The sequence below is a fragment of the Lentzea sp. NPDC003310 genome (assembly GCF_040610935.1).
GTDB lineage: Bacteria > Actinomycetota > Actinomycetes > Mycobacteriales > Pseudonocardiaceae > Lentzea.
In genome coordinates, this window is sequence record NZ_JBEXNC010000010.1 from 217,251 (window position 1) to 229,984 (window position 12,734).

Below are 12,734 nucleotides of genomic sequence, written 5' to 3' on the forward strand. Positions count from 1 at the left end.
TTCAGCCCCCTGTGGTGATGTCCACGACCCAGAAGAACTCGCCCTCGGCGTCGTAGTCGAAGATCAACGCGGTCTGTCCCGCCCTGAGTTCGGTGCTCTGCGCGGCTCGCACCTGAACGACCGCCGTACCGCCGTCGTCGGCGGTCACCTCGGCCTGCCCGTACTGCTCGGTCACCCTGGCCGTCCGGATGATCGCGGTGCGGCCCACGAAGTCGTTGCGGGACGCCGGTTTCTCCGGCTTCGTCCACCTCTTGACCGGGATGAGAAGGATCCTGGTGACGAGCGCTCCCACGAGCAGCGCGCCGGCGAGGATCGCGTAGCGGAGCTTGCCCTCCGGGGTGAGCACGGTGCCGACCAGCGCCGCGAACCAGGTGATCACGACGAACATCGAGATCGAGACCGGCAGCACCGGGGCGTCGAAGTCCAGGCCCACCAACGCCACCGTGAGCCAGTAGGCCAGCACCAGGAGTAACAGGAAGCTGAACACCACGGTCGGAAACGCCAGCGCGGCAGCCAGGAACTCGGTCATCATCGCCCCCCTTCTCGTCATTCTGATGCGCCGACCGGCCGTTTCGTTGCAGTTTCGGGAATGATCGATGGAAATCGATGGTTGGGCCGATCATGGACATCGGGGTGCAGGGACTCAACATCGGTGACACGGCGGGGCCCGAGGAGACGCGGAGGCTGGCCCGACTGGCCGAGTCGCTCGGCTACCGGTCGTGGTGGGCGGGCGACCACGTGGTGCTGCCGTCGCCGCGCGTCGACCCGTCACCGTCCGAACCGGACACGGTGATCGTCGATCCGCTGGCCCACCTGGGTTATGTGGCGGCCGTCACGTCCACGCTGGAGCTCGCGACCGGGATCGTGATCCTGCCGCAGCGCAACCCGCTCGTGCTCGCGAAGCAGGTGGCGTCGCTCGACCTGCTCAGCGGTGGGCGCATGACGCTCGGCGTCGGCGCGGGCTACCTCGAGCCGGAGATGACGGCCGTCGGGGCGTCGTTCCGGGACCGGGGTGCGATCACCGACGAGTACCTGGACGCGATGGATCAGCTCTGGCACGCCGACGCGCCGGCGTTCTCCGGGAAGTTCGTGTCGTTCGCCGGCGTCGAGGCCCACCCGAGGCCGTCGAACGTGCGCGTGGTCGTCGGCGGCCACAGCCCCTCGGCGTTCCGACGGGCCGTGACGAGGGGGCAGGGCTGGTTCGGCATCGGCACGCCCGAGGACATCCGTGGCCACCTGGCGCGGTTCCCCGAGCGGCCGGACGGCTTCCGGATCAGCGTGTCCGCGCAGGTCCCGCTGACCGCGGCGGTCGTGCGCGAGTACGAGGACCTCGGCGTGGACGAGCTGGTGATCTACCCGCCGGTGTTCGACGGCACCGTGGACGAGGTGCTGCACCGGTTCGCGGAGTTCACCGGCTAGCCTCGGACGTCGTGATCCCCGTCGTCGTGCTCGCCGGCTTCCTCGGTGCCGGCAAGACCACCCTGCTCAACCACCTGCTGCGCACGTCCGGCGGCACGCGGATCGGCGTCGTGGTGAACGACTTCGGGCGGATCAACATCGACGCGTTCGCCGTCTCGGCCCAGGTCGACTCGATGGTGTCGCTGTCGAACGGCTGCCTGTGCTGTGCCGTCGACGGCTCCGAGCTCGACGAGATGCTGACGAAGCTCGCCTCCGCCGACCTGGACGTCATCGTGATCGAGGCGTCCGGGCTGGCCGAGCCGGCGGCGATGGTGCGGATGGTGCTGCAGGCGCCGGGGGTGTCGTACGGCGGGCTGATCTACGTGGCCGACGCTGTCGAGCTCGACGCCGTGCCGCACCTTGCGCGTGATCTCGCGTTGGCCGATCTGGTGGTGCTGAACAAGGTCGACCGGGTGTCCTCGCTGCCGTCGTTGCCCTGTTCGGCGCCCGTGCTGCCGGTGACGTACGGGCAGATCGACCCGGCGCTGCTGTTCGAGGTGCGGCCGCCGGACCTGGGGCCGCGGCAGCTGACGTTCGACGACCTCGAGGACCACTCGACGCACGCGCACGCCTCGTACGACAGCGTGTCGTTCGAGTCCTCCGACCCCCTGCACCCCAAGCTGTTCATGGACTTCCTGTCGGCGCGGCCCGAGGGGTTGTTCCGCGCCAAGGGTTTCGTGCGGTTCCCGCTCGGCACGTTCATGCTCCACACCGTCGGTGCGTACGTGCACTTCGAACCGGTCGAGCCCGCCCCGACGCAGCTGGTGCTGATCGGGGCGGGCATCGATCCGGAGGCGTTGACGGACTGGCTGCTGGCGTGCGTCGCGGACGGACCGGTGACCGAGCAGGACATGCTCTGGGTGCTCCGGTACGCCCGCTGACGTCGCTACTTCTTGCAGAACGCGGTGTCCATCACGTCGAACATCCGCTGGAACTTCTGGGCCGGATCGTCCCCGAACGTGCCGGGCAGCGCGGTGAGGCTGATCGCCGCGTCCTTGCCGCCGTCGGTCGCACCGCCGAGCGACACCCAGCCGTGGATCGACCCGCTGTGGCCCCACCAGACCCCGCCGCAGCTGAGCCTGGTGCTCTCCAGGCCGAGCCCGTAGGCGCTCCGTTCGTCGACGGTGATGGTCCTGCGCATCTCGTCGAGCTGCGGTTTGGCGAGCAGGTCGCCCTTGAGGAGCCTGCTGTAGAACCGGGCGACGTCGGCGGGTGTGGACACCATCGCGCCGGCCGCCCAGGCCGCGGACGTCTCGATGACGGTGGCGTCGACGACCTTCGACTTCGGGTCGAGCAGGTCGCTCAGCGCGAACGCCTGGGCGTGCCGGCCGCGGATGCGCTGCTCGCCCTGAGCAGGCCAGTAGGTGTTCTTGAGGCCCGCCTTGGTGATCACCTTGTCGAGCGCCTCGCCGACCGGCCGTCCGGTGACCTTCTGGATCAGCAGCCCGGCGACGACGTAGTTCGTGTTGCTGTACCCGTACTTCTCACCGGGCTGGGACGCCGGCGGCTTGGCCAGCGCGACGTCGAGCAGGTCGTGCGGCGCGAAGTACCGGTCGCGGATGTCGGCGATCTTCGGGACACCGACGTCGATCACGTAGTCCGGCAGGCCGCTGGTGTGCTGAAGGACCTGGCGCACGGTGATGCGGCTGTCCTTGACGTGCGGCACGTACTTGTTGACAGGCCCGTCCAGCTCGACCTTGTTCTCACCCACCAGTTGCAGCGTCGCCACCGCGACGAACGACTTGGTGATGCTGCCGATCCGCACCTGCCCGTTGACCGGGGCGTTGCCCCTCGCGTAGTTCTTGTCGTGGACGTGCGCCTCGACGCCCGGAGTGCCTTCCTTGACGATCTGGTCGAGCTGTTGGGGCACAAGGAGAGTCAGCGCCGTGAGCGCCGCGACCGCGATCACTTGGCACCACACAGAGCAGCGTCCACAGTGGTCAGCATCGCCTCGTGGGCCTTGCCGGCTTCCTCCGGCGTGTTCTGGAAGGTGCCCGGCAACGCCGTCACCGCAACGGAGAACGCCCGGCCGTCCGGCCCGACACCACCGCGCGTCTCGTAGCCGTGGATGTCACCGCCGTGACCCCAGTAGCGGCCACCGCACGTGAGCGGCGTGCTGACGATGCCGAGTCCGTACTGGGCTCCCGCCCACATCTCGCCCGCGGTGTCGACGGTCTTCTTCATCTCGTCGAGCTGGGCCTTCTTGACGAGATCACCCTTCAGCAGGGCGCTGTAGAAGGCGTTGAGGTCCTTCGTGGAGGAGATGATCTGCCCGGCCGCCCAGCCCCAGCTGGGGTCGAGCTCGGTGACGTCCTCGACGCCGTTGCTCGTCGTGGCGTACCCGTGCGGGTGCTTGCCGCGGATCGTCTGCTCACCCACGTTCGGCCAGTAGGTGTCCCTGAGCTTGATCTTCTGGACGATGCGCTGGTCGACGTTCTCACCGATCGGCCGCCCGGTGACCTTCTGCACCAGCAACCCGAGCAACACGTAGTTGGTGTTGCTGTACTTGAACTTCTCGCCCGGCTGCCCCGTCACCGGGTGCGCGTTGCCGATGTCGAGCAGCTCGCGCGGCTCGAAGTACCGGTGCCGCTGCTCCTCGAACTTGTCGAGCCCCATGAACGCCGTGTAGTTCGCGAGCCCGCTGGTGTGGTTGAGCAGCTGGCGCACGGTGATCCGGTCGTCCTTCACCGCACCCGGCAGGTAGTGGTTGATCGGCTTGTCGAGCTCGACCTTCCCCTCACCGACGAGCTGCATGACCACCGTGGCGACGAACGCCTTGGTGTTGGAGGCGGCCCGCACCTGCCCGTTGCGCGGCACGGGTTTCTGCTTGCCGAGCTCGGCCGTGCCGGACGTGTGGTGCGCAGTCCGGCCGCCGGCGTCGGTCAGGGTGGAGAGCGCCGCGGGGAACTTGTGCTGCTTGGTGAGCCCGTCGAGCTGCTTCTGAACCGTGGTGGGCGGCGCGGCCATCGCCGTTCCCGTGCACAACATGGCCGCTGCCAGCACCCCTACCAGCGTCTTCTTCATCCTGCGCCTCCCCTTGCCGTTGGTGAGGACAGATTTCCAACACAGGGGGTGTCCGCGCAGTCACGCACACTTCCGTTCGCGAGGTGGAGCAGGCTCCACCTAGTACCGCACGTCGCTCTGCAGCAGCGGCGGGTAGACCCCGGAAGCCTCGCCGTCCACCGTCGCCCCGGCGAACTGCAACATGGCCCGCAACTCCCCGTGCAACCCGGCGGGGTAGTTCAGCTCAGGCCGAGACACCTCGTCGAGGGCTTTCAGGTGATCTTCGGTCAGCGTCACCTCGTCGAGGTTGCTCTCCAGGTGCTCGACCTTCCGTGCCCCGATGATCGGCACCACGGTCCCCGCCCGCTGCCGCAACCAGGCCAACGACACGGCCGCGGCACTGACCCCGAACTCGTCCGCGATCCCCGCGACCACGTCGATGACCTGGAACTCGTTCTCGCTGGGCCCACCCACGAACTTGGTCCGCTCCGAGTCCGCGACCTGCACGTTCCGCCGGTACTTGCCACTCAGGAACCCGTTCTTGAGCGGACTCCAAGGCACCAGCGCCAGCCCCATGTCCCTGGCCATCGGCGCGATCTCCCCCTCGACCGTCCGCGCGAGCAACGAGTACTCGACCTGCAGCGCGATCAGCGGCGTCCAGCCCTCGAGCAGGGCCATCGTCTGGGCTTGCGCCGTGACCCAAGCAGGCGCGTTGGAGAACCCGATGTACCCGACCTTGCCCGATCCCACCAGGTCGTCGAGAGCCCGCATGGTCTCCTCGATCGGCGTGTTCCGATCCCAGTTGTGCATCCAGTAGAGGTCGATGTGGTCGGTTTGCAGCCGCCGGAGGGTCTCGTCGAGCTGCCTGCGGATGGCCGTCCTGCCGGCGCCGCCACCGTTGGGGTCGCCGGGGTGCATGTTGAAGAAGAACTTGGACGCGAGCACCACCCGGTCCCGGTTTCCGCTGTGGCGGAAGAAGTCGCCGAGGATCTTCTCCGAGTGGCCGTTGGTGTAGAAGTTGGCCGTGTCGATGAAGTTTCCGCCGCGGTCGAGGTAGGTGTGAAGGATCTTCTCGGACTCCTCGACACTGCAGCCGGCGGCTCCGGGATCCTCGCCGAAGGTCATGGCGCCGAGGGCGAAGGGGCTGACGCGGAGGCCGGAGCGGCCGAGGGTGACGTAGTGGTCGAGCGGCATCTGGCTGGCTCCTCGTGGTTCGTTGGTGCCTCCCATTCCAGGTCCGGTGGGTGCTCGGGGGTACGACGATCCGGGCGGCTTCTTGCCTGATCCTCTTCCGTGTGGTGTCCGGGGTGAGGTTGGCAACCCGGAGGACATGGGGAGGGGGAGATCGGTAGGCTGTCCCGGCGAGGGCTGCTAGCTCAATTGGCAGAGCAGGAGACTTTTAATCTTCGGGTTCAGGGTTCGAGTCCCTGGCGGCCCACCAAACCCCCAGGTCACAGGCCTGGGGGTTTCGCTTTGGAAGATCACTGATACGCCTTTGATGCGCTTTACTCCCTGACTCTCAATCTGCGCGCTTCTTGGGTTCGCCCTGCTCAGGCCGGTCGAGCGCCCCTTCCAGCGCGTCAGCCGCCTTCCGATCGACCGCCTTCCGGGCGAGGTAGGTGTCCTGGGTCATGGACGGCCGAGCGTGCCCGAGCTGGTCCGCGACGACCCGCGCGGAGAGCCCCGCCTCATCGAGGATGGTGGCCGCCGTCTTGCGGAAGACGTGCGAGGTCACCCAGGCGAACTCATCCCCTCCACGGGCCTTCCGGATGTCCCTGCGGGTATTCGACGGGTCCCGCAGGCCACCGAGACTGTTCGGGAAAACCGGCCCGTTGGGGAACAGCGTGACCGCACGACGCCGCCGCAACATGTCGAGCGCCCACCTGGGCAGCGGAAGCGTCCGCTCTCCCGCCTCCGTCTTGGTCGACTTCCTGATCAGCCCGAGCCCGCCAGCCCGGATGACCGTGTAGTTCACGTCGACCGTTCCGGCATCGAAGTCGACGTCGTCCCAGTAGACGGACAGCGCCTCACCGATCCGCACGCCCGTGGCCATCATGAACCGGGACAGATCAGGCAGGTCCTTCCGAACCGCCACCGGGTCGGACTCCAGCATCTCCAGCCACAACAAGCGCTCCTCCCGCGTGAGCGCCCTGGGGCTCTTCTTCCGACCGCTCTCCAGAGGGTCCGTGTCCCTCACGGGGTTCGTGTCGAGCGCCCGATCCCGCACAGCGATCCGCAGCGCACCTGAGATCACCGAGCGCGCCGTCTTGGCACTGTCGACCCCGACCGACCGCCACAGCGCACCCAGAAACGCATCGATCCGCGCAACCGTCATCTCACGAATCCGCAGCTCACCGAGGCCCGGAAGGACATGCCGGCCGAGGATGCTCCGGTAGGTGTCGAGGCTGCTAGGCGACCGCTTGCCCATGTCCACGAGCTTCTGAAACTTCACCTGCCACGCCTCAAGCGCATCCTTGAACCGGCTGTCCGGCGTCAACGAGTCTCCCGACGGGCCTTTGCGCTCGGCGAGCGCCTTCTTGAGCCTCCGCTCAGCCTCAGGCTTGGTCTTCCCCCTCCGAAGCACCGGCCGCGTCTTACCGTCGAAATCGCGGTAGTTCGCGACGGCTACCCAGCCGGACTCCGTTTGACTGCAACGAATCTTGCCGTACGTGCCGATGTCGAGCGGCGGACGAGCCATCAGGCCGCCTCCTCAAGCAGGTGCTCGAACCAGCTCCGCACCTCGGACGGCAGGTACCGCAGGTGCTTCCCCAAGCGCCGTGCGGGCGGGCCGTAGTTCTTGGTCCTCCAGCCGTAGAGCGTGTGGACCGGGACGTTCAAGTAGGCCGCAACGTCGCTGACTGTCCACAGTGGCTCGAACTGGTGTGTCTCCATGTTGTTCCCCCTTTGATCAAGCAGCGTGCGGAGTTGCCGAACTCCCCGGAGGTCCGGCAGATGCGAGCAACGCGGCCGTGTATTCGGCCTTCCACCTCCGCCGCTCAGAGACGGCACTCAGCAGCAGGTGTGCTCGAGGCGGCACGTTCGGGTCACCAGGCTCGACGTTGTTCCAGACGACCCGCTGAGGCTGGTCCTCGGGCTTGATCCCGACGTCCGCGAGCAGTTGCCGAACGAACGTCTTCCGGTCGTGCTTGTGGTCGGCGAGTGACTTCCCCGACCACTTCCGTGACACGAGCACCCGCCGCCCAGCTACACCGAGCGTGGTCCGCTTGTGCGCCTTCCCCTTGCACTTGCCTGGCACGGTGGACAGCCGAGCCCCGCGCGGCTGGACGCCGTAGAGCAGCCAGATCGGGCAGTTCGGCGAGCAGGGCGTGACCGCGAGCTCAGCGCACAGCCGTTCGGCGTGGTCCTCCTGGCGGGCCGTCTGAGCCTCGAAGCACTCGTTGATGCTCTTGGTCAGGTACTTCGTCAGGTAGCCGATGTGACGGCCGGCCTCTTCCGTTCCGCCGAGGATGCCCTTGGAGTGCACCTGCACCCCGAACCGCGCGACGTGCGCGGGCCGCTCCACCTGATCGAGCGCGTCTTCCCAGGTAGGCAGGGCCTTCCGCGTCTGCGGATCAACGAAGCCCTTAGCCCGGACGTCCCACACCGGCAGGTTGTCGCCGCTGTACTTGATCTCGTCATGCTCGGGCCACCAGACCTGGTGGTAGGTGGCCTCAGCAACCGCCCGCAGCTCCGCCCGCGAGATCGAGCCTCGAACAGCCGCGTGCCAGTGCGGAGCCAACCGCCTCTGCGGCTCGACGGCCGAGAAGTACTGGACCTCCCACCCGACGCACCGGCGAAGGTTCTGGACGAACCGATCGAGCAGCGCGGCGAAGTGCACCGCGTCCCGAGCAGCACGACGGTAGTTGTAGGTCGCCGGGTCAACGGGCGTGCCATCGCTGCGAACCTTGCCGTAGGTGTCGAGCGTCAGCGTCAGGAACGTCGAAGGCTGGTACTTGCCCCCGAACACCTTCCCGACCGTGCGCTTGCTGACCGGCCGTCGAGGCAGGTTGGGCGCGTCCTGCCGCCGCCTGGTCGACCGCTTCCGAGCTGCCTTGAGCGGCACCTCCAGGGAGGGGAGCGAACCGCGGACTCCGAGTTGCCGAAGTTCGGCGTCGACCTCCGCGACCTCCTCCCGAACCTCTTCGGCCCCGACCTCGTCACCCTCATCGAGGGCCAGGCGGAAGGCCTTCACGAGGTCAGCCCGGTAGGCGGTCAGCTCTCGTTGATCGTCGCTCGGAGCTTCCGGCGTGAAGTCGGGCTCCTCGGTGAGGTGCCACCCCTCACGGCACTGCGCCATCCGCAGACGCCGGTTCTTCTCCGCGCAGGTGGGACACACGCTGGCCACGGTCGAACCGCACGGCACCGGAACGATGTCGACGCGTCCGGTGTCGAGGTCGATCCGTTCCTTGGCCAGCGGCCGGACGCAGACGCCGTGCTCCTCAGCGACAGCACGAGCGATGTCGAGCGCGGCCGGCTGCTTCATCCGCTCCGAACGAGTCAGGTACTCGGTCACGCCGCCGCCCTCCCTTCACCGCTGGTCGGGAACTCGTGCACGGTGGCCGGGGCGAGGTAGACGCCCAGCTCGACCAGGTCCGCGTCCGTGACGTGGAAGGCCCGCGCGCGCTCCGGTTCGCGCTGCCCGTCCTCCTTGAGCCAGGCGACACCAGGCGTGTTCTCGCTGATCTCGTGAGCAGCCGCGCCCCGTTGCCGAACGCCATCGCCCAGCACCATGTCGACCTGGACCGGCTCATCGAGCCGCAGCGCAACGCGGGTGGTGAACAGGTGCCGGAAGGAGACGACCTCCTTGCGCGGGTCCTGGACGAGGCCGACCACGGCGTAGCCAGGAGCGCGTCCCTGCGAGGTGATGGTCTGGACGGCCCGCGTCGCACGTTCGCGGAGATTCCGGTCCGGCTGGTAGGCGATCAGGTCCGCCAGCTCATCCACGATCAGGACCGTGAACGGCTCACCCGTACCGCGCGCCCAAAGACGCCGAATGCCCCGGTACCGCGCCGCGCGTTCCTTGACTTCGGCGGCGATTTCTTCAAGCAGCGCAACAGCTTCCGGCCCGTTGTCGTAGATCACCTTCTCGAACGCGTCCGGACACTGCCCCAGCTCCATGCCGCCCTTGGGGTCGATCCCGACAAGCCGAACCATGCCCGCCTTGATGGCAGGGGCGAGCTGCCAGACGATCGACCAGAGAACCGAGCCCTTGCCAGCACCGGGCACCCCGACCACGAGCACCTGAGAGCCGAGCAGCTTCAGCCGCCAGGGCTTGCCGGTCTCGGTACGGCCGACGACGACGCGCTTGAGGTCAACGTCCCCGACAGCGGCGAGCTGCGGCACCGCGACCGGACGCGACAGCGGATCGGAGTGGATGAAGTCGAGCTCAAGCACACTCGGCCGCAGCACCCGCACACGACAGGACCGCGCGTTGAACGAGTGCGCCAGGTTGTCCCGTCGCGCTTCCCACTGCTCCGGAGACTGCGCCGGGATCATGCGAACCCGAACCTTGTCCCGCCAGCCCTCCGAACGGACGCGCCGTAGCTTGGGGCGGTACTCCCTGCCTCGACTGTCCTTGGCCAGCTCAGCGAGCCGCATCACAGTGCGCCAGTGCGGCGCGTAGACCGTGAGCCGCCGCCACTCGGTCAGGACGCGGTACCAGCCGTGCCGCAGGAACGAGCCGCGATCGAGGCCGTACCAGACCGTCAGCGCACACACGAGCGACAGCAGCGCCAGGACGAGCGGCGACAGCCCGAACTGGCGATAGCCGATGTAGCCGCCGAGGCAGGCCGTGACCGCGACCGGGTACCGGACCGTCAGCACGACGAGCTTCACAGCCAGTCGGCCGGCGAGCCAGATCAACGCGAACGGCGCGAGCACAACCTTGATCCAGCCGGGCAACCACACCCACCACGGGACCTGCGGACGTGCGCCCTCGAACGGTGCGGGGTCCACCCAGCGGTTGCCCCTCATCGTGCACCGCCAGCGCACTTGAGGCACTGGAAGACGCTGCCCACACTCGGGATGCGCCCAACAGGCTGGAACGCTCCCGACTCCTTGGTGTGCTGCGTCTTGCAGGTCAGGCACTCGAAGCCCTCAGCCTGCGCGGCCGTGAGTTCCAACGTCTCCAGGCTGCCGCCGTCGAGCATCACTACGTAGCTGGAGACGGTCTGCTTGCTGGAGATCATTCGATCCCACAGCAGTTGCTTTGTAGCCCTGTCTGGCGCAGGAATGCGCCCAGGCTCTACGCTCATCTTGTTCACTCCTGAGTTGGGTGGACAACGCAGGAGCGGCGAGGTTGGTAGCCGGGTTCCGCTCCTGCGTCTCACGTTCTCTTTGCGCCGCAACAAGTCGTGTGGCATCGCCACGTGACCCAGCAGAGTCACGCGCTCTGTCCAATGAGGACTTCTGCTACTTCTTCGCGGTCTTCGTGACCTTGATCGCCTCCCCCTTCTCGCGCTCGCGGTTCGCCCAGTACATGGCCTCGTGGTGGTGGCTACGGTCGCTCTCAGCGACTCGCGCGTAGATCGCGGCGGAGCGGAGGTAGTAGTCCCGCAGAACGGCGGGAGCGGCCTTGGGGTTGGGCAGGAGCTTGCTCAGCACGTCGTGTGCTTCGCTCAGCGTCCGGGCCTGCTCAGCGAGGCCCCAGTGCATGGCCTCAGTCGCGGGCATCGGAAGCCTCCTCCGCGAGGGCGTGACGCCCCTCCTGTCGAGCGGCCGAGGCCTGGAGAGCGCGCCACCCCTGGTCGAGCACGTCCCTCAACTGCGGGACCACATCCCGATCGACGACGAGCACGGCGGGGAAGGCGTTGCCGAAGCGGATCTCGATCCGGTCGGCGAACGGCATCGCGAGTGGCCGCATCGGCACGCCGTCGGTGAGGTGAACGCGCACCAGGTCAGGCATCACGCCGCCTTGGCGGCTGGCTTGCCGACGACCGGCTTCATGCCGGAGGCCCGCAGGCTGTAGCCGAGCTTCGCGCGGCAGCGGTGACGCTCACCCGCGTGCACCCCACGGCAGCCCTTGTCATCGATCCACGGCGTGACCGTCAGCCCCTCGAACACGACCGGCCGGACGTCCGTGCCGGGGATGGCCTCCGGTGGCACCGGCTGGTGAGGCGCGGAGATCTTGACCGTGACCACCGCGTCCGTCTTGCGCTCCGCGGCCTGGTCGATGACCAGCACAGACCACACAAGGAGACCGGTCTCCTTGTCCTTCTCCTGCTCGGGCGGCAGACCCTTCGCACGCTCTTCGGCGGACTGGAACTTGAGCACGGGCTCGACGCCCATCACGAGCGCGCCCCTGGGAAACACGAAGTCGTGACCCGCAGGGAGCCTGCTCCCACCTGTGATCGCCATCGTGGCTCTCCTGTCATAGGTGTCGTCCAGACCGGTTGTCTGGAGTTCTCGACACCTACGACTTTCGGCTGAAAACCGGGACGTGAGCACCGCATGGCGGGACATCTAGAGACGTCCCTACTAACGTAAGACGTCCCTAGCGTCCCCGAGGACGTCCGACAGGAGCGATCATGGCGAACGAGCGACTACGAGATGCGTTGCTGCGCAACGGACTCACATACGAGCAGGTAGCCAAGGCCACAGGCGTCGACCAGAAGACCGTCGAACGCTGGATCACGAAGGGCCGCGCGCCATACCCGCGCCACCGCAACACCATCGCATCGATGGTCAAGGAGACCGAGACGTACCTCTGGCCGGACGCGGTCGCGCCGGAGCGGAAGGCAGAGATCACCGAGTCCGAGGTGGTCAAGCTCTACCCACACCGGAACTCGATCCCCCCAGACTTGTGGGACCACCTCATCACCAACGCCACCCGGCACGTGGAGGTGCTGGTCCACGCCGGCATCTTCCTGGTGGAGCGGCCAACGTTCATGCGCGATCTAGCCAACAAGGCTGCGAACGGCGCGCGTATCCGGCTGATCTTCGGCGACCCGGCCAGCCGCGAGGTTGCCAAGCGCAGCGACGAAGAGCAGCTCGGCAAGGGCACGCTCGGATCCCGCATCCGCAACGCACTGGCGTTCTACCGGCCGTTGGTGGGCGTGGAGGGCGTGGAAATGCGCTTCCACAAGACGACGCTCTACAACTCGATCTTCCGCTTCGACGACGAGATGATCGTCAACACGCACGTCTACGGCTTCCAGGCCGCGCACGCTCCAGCGCTTCATCTGCGACGGCTCGCTGCGGGCGATCTCTTCGAGACCTACTCTGAGAGCTTCGAGCACGTCTGGAACCTGTCCAAGCCAGCAACGTTCTAAAGG

The 12,734-nt window shown here is 67.4% G+C and carries 15 protein-coding genes and 1 tRNA gene; 4 read left to right on the top strand and 12 right to left on the bottom strand.

The window, feature by feature from the left end:
* Position 1: 1 nt before the first annotated feature.
* Positions 2-529 carry a hypothetical protein gene (locus tag ABZX02_RS22235; protein WP_355300462.1) on the bottom strand — a complete coding sequence of 176 codons (528 nt, stop codon included), beginning with the start codon at positions 527-529 and terminating at the stop codon, positions 2-4.
* A 77-nt stretch (positions 530-606) separates the two neighbouring features.
* On the opposite strand from ABZX02_RS22235, the gene ABZX02_RS22240 reads away from it, so the two are divergent.
* Both ABZX02_RS22240 and ABZX02_RS22245 read left to right on the top strand, forming a co-directional pair.
* Positions 607-1,419 carry a TIGR03619 family F420-dependent LLM class oxidoreductase gene (locus ABZX02_RS22240; protein WP_355300463.1) on the top strand — a complete coding sequence of 271 codons (813 nt, stop codon included), beginning with the start codon at positions 607-609 and terminating at the stop codon, positions 1,417-1,419.
* A gap of 11 nt (positions 1,420-1,430) precedes the next feature.
* Positions 1,431-2,339, top strand: a complete 909-nt coding sequence (locus ABZX02_RS22245) for a GTP-binding protein (RefSeq protein WP_355300464.1) — start codon at positions 1,431-1,433, stop codon at positions 2,337-2,339.
* Positions 2,340-2,344: 5 nt separating this feature from the next.
* Here the strand turns inward: ABZX02_RS22245 and ABZX02_RS22250 are convergent, their stop codons facing one another.
* From ABZX02_RS22250 to ABZX02_RS22260, 3 genes are all read right to left on the bottom strand, one after another.
* Complete coding sequence (locus ABZX02_RS22250) at positions 2,345-3,367, bottom strand: serine hydrolase domain-containing protein (RefSeq protein WP_355300465.1); 1,023 nt, start codon at positions 3,365-3,367, stop codon at positions 2,345-2,347.
* On the bottom strand, positions 3,364-4,482 hold the full coding sequence (locus ABZX02_RS22255) for a serine hydrolase domain-containing protein (RefSeq protein ID WP_355300466.1): 1,119 nt from the start codon (positions 4,480-4,482) through the stop codon (positions 3,364-3,366). The genes ABZX02_RS22250 and ABZX02_RS22255 overlap by 4 nt, the downstream gene beginning before the upstream one ends.
* 99 nt (positions 4,483-4,581) lie before the next feature.
* Entirely contained in the window at positions 4,582-5,655 is a 1,074-nt protein-coding gene (locus tag ABZX02_RS22260; RefSeq protein WP_355300467.1) for an aldo/keto reductase, read from the bottom strand.
* A gap of 171 nt (positions 5,656-5,826) precedes the next feature.
* Between ABZX02_RS22260 and ABZX02_RS22265 the strand changes: the two genes are divergently transcribed.
* Positions 5,827-5,902: transfer RNA gene (locus ABZX02_RS22265), tRNA-Lys, on the top strand.
* Positions 5,903-5,980: 78 nt separating this feature from the next.
* On the opposite strand, the gene ABZX02_RS22270 is transcribed toward ABZX02_RS22265, so the two are convergent.
* The 8 genes from ABZX02_RS22270 to ABZX02_RS22305 all read right to left on the bottom strand — a co-directional run bounded on the left by ABZX02_RS22270 (position 5,981) and on the right by ABZX02_RS22305 (position 11,817).
* A complete protein-coding gene (locus tag ABZX02_RS22270; RefSeq protein WP_355300468.1) occupies positions 5,981-7,159 on the bottom strand; it encodes a site-specific integrase in 1,179 nt (392 codons plus the stop codon).
* Positions 7,159-7,353, bottom strand: coding sequence for a helix-turn-helix domain-containing protein (locus ABZX02_RS22275; protein ID WP_065915790.1), 195 nt, complete (start codon positions 7,351-7,353; stop codon positions 7,159-7,161). Before ABZX02_RS22275 ends, ABZX02_RS22270 begins: the two co-directional genes overlap by 1 nt.
* Before the next feature lie 16 nt (positions 7,354-7,369).
* A complete protein-coding gene (locus ABZX02_RS22280) occupies positions 7,370-8,944 on the bottom strand; it encodes a replication initiator (RefSeq protein ID WP_355300616.1) in 1,575 nt (524 codons plus the stop codon).
* A 26-nt stretch (positions 8,945-8,970) separates the two neighbouring features.
* Positions 8,971-10,434, bottom strand: coding sequence for an FtsK/SpoIIIE domain-containing protein (locus tag ABZX02_RS22285; protein ID WP_355300469.1), 1,464 nt, complete (start codon positions 10,432-10,434; stop codon positions 8,971-8,973).
* Positions 10,431-10,649 (bottom strand): hypothetical protein, encoded by a 219-nt coding sequence (locus ABZX02_RS22290; RefSeq protein ID WP_355300470.1) that lies wholly within the window; start codon positions 10,647-10,649, stop codon positions 10,431-10,433. The genes ABZX02_RS22285 and ABZX02_RS22290 overlap by 4 nt, the downstream gene beginning before the upstream one ends.
* 223 nt (positions 10,650-10,872) lie before the next feature.
* Positions 10,873-11,133, bottom strand: a complete 261-nt coding sequence (locus ABZX02_RS22295) for an AMED_5909 family protein (protein ID WP_355300471.1) — start codon at positions 11,131-11,133, stop codon at positions 10,873-10,875.
* Positions 11,120-11,365, bottom strand: coding sequence for a hypothetical protein (locus ABZX02_RS22300; RefSeq protein WP_143091657.1), 246 nt, complete (start codon positions 11,363-11,365; stop codon positions 11,120-11,122). Before ABZX02_RS22300 ends, ABZX02_RS22295 begins: the two co-directional genes overlap by 14 nt.
* Positions 11,365-11,817 carry a hypothetical protein gene (locus ABZX02_RS22305; protein WP_089918864.1) on the bottom strand — a complete coding sequence of 151 codons (453 nt, stop codon included), beginning with the start codon at positions 11,815-11,817 and terminating at the stop codon, positions 11,365-11,367. Before ABZX02_RS22305 ends, ABZX02_RS22300 begins: the two co-directional genes overlap by 1 nt.
* Positions 11,818-11,987: 170 nt before the next feature.
* Between ABZX02_RS22305 and ABZX02_RS22310 the strand changes: the two genes are divergently transcribed.
* Positions 11,988-12,731, top strand: a complete 744-nt coding sequence (locus ABZX02_RS22310) for a DUF5919 domain-containing protein (protein WP_355300472.1) — start codon at positions 11,988-11,990, stop codon at positions 12,729-12,731.
* Positions 12,732-12,734: the final 3 nt, after the last annotated feature.

Coding starts and splice junctions, on each gene's coding strand:
- ABZX02_RS22305 (WP_089918864.1), bottom strand. CDS start 11,817: ATGGCGATCACAGGTGGGAGCAGGCTCCCTGCGGGTCACGACTTCGTG.
- ABZX02_RS22295 (WP_355300471.1), bottom strand. CDS start 11,133: ATGCCCGCGACTGAGGCCATGCACTGGGGCCTCGCTGAGCAGGCCCGG.
- ABZX02_RS22300 (WP_143091657.1), bottom strand. CDS start 11,365: ATGCCTGACCTGGTGCGCGTTCACCTCACCGACGGCGTGCCGATGCGG.
- ABZX02_RS22285 (WP_355300469.1), bottom strand. CDS start 10,434: ATGAGGGGCAACCGCTGGGTGGACCCCGCACCGTTCGAGGGCGCACGT.
- ABZX02_RS22240 (WP_355300463.1), top strand. CDS start 607: ATGGTTGGGCCGATCATGGACATCGGGGTGCAGGGACTCAACATCGGT.
- ABZX02_RS22310 (WP_355300472.1), top strand. CDS start 11,988: ATGGCGAACGAGCGACTACGAGATGCGTTGCTGCGCAACGGACTCACA.
- ABZX02_RS22280 (WP_355300616.1), bottom strand. CDS start 8,944: ATGAAGCAGCCGGCCGCGCTCGACATCGCTCGTGCTGTCGCTGAGGAG.
- ABZX02_RS22290 (WP_355300470.1), bottom strand. CDS start 10,649: ATGATCTCCAGCAAGCAGACCGTCTCCAGCTACGTAGTGATGCTCGAC.
- ABZX02_RS22275 (WP_065915790.1), bottom strand. CDS start 7,353: ATGGAGACACACCAGTTCGAGCCACTGTGGACAGTCAGCGACGTTGCG.
- ABZX02_RS22260 (WP_355300467.1), bottom strand. CDS start 5,655: ATGCCGCTCGACCACTACGTCACCCTCGGCCGCTCCGGCCTCCGCGTC.
- ABZX02_RS22235 (WP_355300462.1), bottom strand. CDS start 529: ATGACCGAGTTCCTGGCTGCCGCGCTGGCGTTTCCGACCGTGGTGTTC.
- ABZX02_RS22255 (WP_355300466.1), bottom strand. CDS start 4,482: ATGAAGAAGACGCTGGTAGGGGTGCTGGCAGCGGCCATGTTGTGCACG.
- ABZX02_RS22270 (WP_355300468.1), bottom strand. CDS start 7,159: ATGGCTCGTCCGCCGCTCGACATCGGCACGTACGGCAAGATTCGTTGC.